Origin of the sequence: Methanoculleus sp. UBA291 (assembly GCF_002499755.1) — an archaeon.
GTDB lineage: Archaea > Halobacteriota > Methanomicrobia > Methanomicrobiales > Methanoculleaceae > Methanoculleus > Methanoculleus palmolei.
This window is the reverse complement of the sequence record NZ_DANC01000022.1, coordinates 5,316-8,133: the sequence shown is the minus strand read 5'-3', so window position 1 is coordinate 8,133 and position 2,818 is coordinate 5,316. Positions and strand designations below refer to the sequence as shown.

General features: G+C 63.2%; 2 protein-coding genes and 1 pseudogene. All 3 read left to right on the top strand.

Going from position 1 to position 2,818, the window contains the following annotated elements; translation table 11 throughout:
* Window positions 1-1,950, top strand: a pseudogene (locus tag BP737_RS05450) (hypothetical protein); the annotation flags it as partial.
* Window positions 1,951-2,043: 93 nt separating this feature from the next.
* Entirely contained in the window at window positions 2,044-2,181 is a 138-nt protein-coding gene (locus BP737_RS05445) for a hypothetical protein (protein WP_292407191.1), read from the top strand.
* Between the two features lie 194 nt (window positions 2,182-2,375).
* Entirely contained in the window at window positions 2,376-2,723 is a 348-nt protein-coding gene (mntA, locus tag BP737_RS05440) for a type VII toxin-antitoxin system MntA family adenylyltransferase antitoxin (protein ID WP_292407189.1), read from the top strand.
* Window positions 2,724-2,818: the final 95 nt, after the last annotated feature.

Below are 2,818 nucleotides of genomic sequence, written 5' to 3'. Positions count from 1 at the left end.
CCCTACCAGGGCGGCACCCTCTACGTCCTCGCGGAGTGCCCGTTCTCGTCGGCCCACAACGACGGTGCATTCGCCATCCAGTTTGCAAACGGCGCCGTCTTCGCCGGCTGCCATCACGCGAGTTGCGGCGGGGGAGCGCAGCGCTGGCCGGAGCTCCGGGGGATGTACGAGCAAAAGAAACGGAGGCCGGAGAAAAAACCGGCGTCGCCGCCGGATGCAGGAAACCTGGAGGAGAAGCCGGTCCCTCCCCCGGCCAATGATGAGCACCGCGAGCGTGCCCTCGAGATCCTCCGGCACGGCGACCCGCTCGCCTTCCTCCTCGATACCTTCAACCGGAGCCACGTCGGCGACCGGACCGTCGCGGAATGTCTCGCGATGTCCCTCGCCTCGCAGTCGGTCGAGAACACGAACGGGCTGCACGTCGCCGTCTCCGGCAACTCGGGCAAAGGCAAAACGCATGCCTGCACGACGATGCAGAACCTCATCCCCGGGGCCTACCAACTCAAGGGCACCGTCTCGAACAAGGCGCTCTACTACGACGACGACCTCCGGGCCGGCACCGTCCTCCTCTTCGACGACGTCTCCCTCTCCGACGACCTCCAGGAAGTTCTCAAGTCGGCGACCGCGAACTTCCGGGAGCCGATCGAGCACCGGCCCCTCACGACCGAGCGGAAACTCCGGGTCTGCACCATCCCGGAGCGGTGCGTCTGGTGGCTTGCCAAGGTCGAGGATATCGGCGACGACCAGGTGATGAACCGGATGCTCACGGTCTGGATCGACGATACCGTTGAGCAGGACGAACGGGTCTTCGAGCACATGAAGGAGGCGGAGGCGGCCGGCCAGTCCCGTAGAGAAGATGATATTCTCACCTGCCGGGCGATCTGGGAGGCCGTCAAAGTCGAAGTCCTCCCCGTCCAGATCCCCTTCGCCCGGCGGATCCAGTCCTCCACAACCCAGAACCGCCGGAACCCGGGCATGCTCTTTGACCTGATCAAGTGCCGCGCCCGGCTCTTTTACCTCCAGCGGGACCGCGACGACGACGGGGCGGTGATCGCCCGGCCGGAAGACTTTGCGGCGGCTGCAACCCTCTACGGCGCTCTCTCGGGGGCTGCCGGGGGCCAGGAGACGAAGTTGACGAAGAACGAGGCGGCGGCGCTCGCAACGGCGGCACAGATGGGCGTCGAGGCCTTCACCGTCCGGCAACTCCAGAGCGCCCTCGGCCTCTCCTACCAGAAGACCTACCGGCTGCTCCACGGTTACACCAACAACCGGGCCGCGTATGCCGGCCTGCTGGAGAAATGCCCGGCGGTGAGTTACATCGACGCAACGGTGACCGGGGAGATGCTCGGGGTCGGGGAGACCGTCCGGCGGCGGGAGCACTACTTCTCGTTTGACCCGGAGGTCTACCGGGCCTGGAGCAGCGGTGCCACGGTCTGGCTGGACGAAGACCCGGACGATCAGAACGGTGGTCCTCATGATTTCACAATTTCACCCGGTTTTCACCAGCAATCCGGGAAAAGCGTAAACGAAGATTCCGGCCATAATGATGGGGATTGCTCTATTGGAGAGATATGTACAGAGATATGTACCGATCAGAGGAGTAATTTACACCGGTTCCCGGGAACGGAGAGCCTGCCTGCGGGAGCGGGTGACCCGACTTCCGGTGTCCGTGAGATCCGCACCGGTGAAAACATACCCGGTATTCCGGATAATAGCCGGCCGATCTGGGAGCCGGCTCCATATGGCGGATTTTCGGGGTGTAAATCAGGGTGTAAAGATGTGAAAACGGGTGTAAATGTGCAATCATCCGTCCCGGTCAACCCCGGCACTCGCACCTGGCGGTGCTCAAACTCCGGCCCTTCGGCCCGTTGTTCACTCCATCCCCTCCCGGCGGTAAAGGACGAGCCCTGCCACATCTGCGGCCACCGGCCGACGTCGCGGGTGTTGTGAGGCGGCGGGGGGCTCTACCTCTGCTACGACTGCTTGAAGAAGGCAAAACGACCGGCGAAGGCACAGCCTCTGCCCGGAGTCCTCGACCACCGAATGTTTACCCGGACAAAGGTCGAACTCGGCCGGTGCGACGTCTGCGGGACGGGGAAAGCGGTGTATCGATCGCGGGAGGCGCAGGCGAACATCTGCGAGGTGCGAAAGTTCGCAGAACTGGAGTATGAGCACCGTTAGGTGCGAGGCTGCTACGCGAGGCTGGTTCGGGAGTGGAACGGCCGGGAGGGGGTGAGGTGAGCGACTTCCCCAACGGGGAAGGAGCTCGAGAAAACGCGAAGCGTTTTCGAGTTGCGATTGCCGGAACGGCCGGAAGTACCGGTAGGTGCGGTGCATCCCGCTCCAAAAGACTGATGATGGGCCGGGAGTAATCTATGGATGAGGTCGAGCGCATGGCGGGATACGGGTTGCCGAAGGGGGTCCGGAAGACCATCGTCGCGATACTCAGCCGGAACGGTGCCGAGCGGGTCGCGGTCTTCGGCTCTTATGCACGGGGGGAGGCTGGTTCGACAAGTGATATCGATATTCTGGTCCGGTTTTCCCGCCCCAAAAGCCTCTTTGAACTCGTGCGGATCGAGGACGAACTTGCCCGGGCTCTCGGGAGAGATGTGGATCTCGTCACCGAAAATGCCGTGAGCCCTTACCTTGCCGACGCAATACGCCGTGATGCCGTGGTGATCTATGACGCCGGAGGACCCCGCGTATCTCCGTCACATCCTTGATGCCATAATAAGCATCGAGGAGTTCTCCGAAGGCATCTCGTCGGTGGAGGATCTCAGGTGCCGCAGGCTGGAGCGCGCCGGGATCGAGCGGATGC